The following is a 646-nucleotide window of genomic DNA, read 5'->3' as shown; positions in this document are numbered from 1 at the left end:
CGGCGGTGCCACGACTTCGGCGGTGTACTTGAGCCCCGCTACATTGTCGGCGCAGAATCACTTGACCAGTGAGCTATTACGCACTCTTTCAAGGGTGGCTGCTTCTAAGCCAACCTCCTGGTTGTCACTGCGACTCCACATCCTTTCCCACTTAGCACACGCTTAGGGGCCTTAGTCGGTGATCTGGGCTGTTTCCCTCTCGACCACGGAGCTTATCCCCCGCAGTCTCACTGCCACGCTCCACTTACCGGCATTCGAAGTTTGGCTGACGTCAGTAACCTTGTCGGGCCCATCAGCCATCCAGAGCCCTACCTCCGGCAAGCACCACGCAACGCTGCACCTAAATGCATTTCGGGGAGAACCAGCTATCACGGAGTTTGATTGGCCTTTCACCCCTACACACAGGTCATCCCCCAGGTTTTCAACCCTGGTGGGTTCGGTCCTCCACGCAGTCTTACCCACGCTTCAACCTGCCCATGCGTAGATCACTCCGCTTCGGGTCTACAGCATGCGACTCAAACGCCCTATTCAGACTCGCTTTCGCTACGGCTCCCCCACACGGGTTAACCTCGCCACACACCATAACTCGCAGGCTCATTCTTCAAAAGGCACGCAGTCACATCACAGCCGTCCGAAGACGACTACG

At 57.1% G+C, this 646-nt stretch carries 1 rRNA gene; it reads right to left on the bottom strand.

What is annotated here, in order from left to right:
- Window positions 1-645: ribosomal RNA gene (locus HHX30_RS40360) — 23S ribosomal RNA — on the bottom strand; the annotation flags it as partial.
- Between the last annotated feature and the right edge of the window lies 1 nt (window position 646).

The organism is Microbispora sp. H10836 (assembly GCF_012999525.1).
Lineage (GTDB): Bacteria > Actinomycetota > Actinomycetes > Streptosporangiales > Streptosporangiaceae > Microbispora.
The sequence above is the reverse complement of the archived record's forward strand: the minus strand, read 5'-3'. Positions and strand labels throughout refer to the sequence as shown.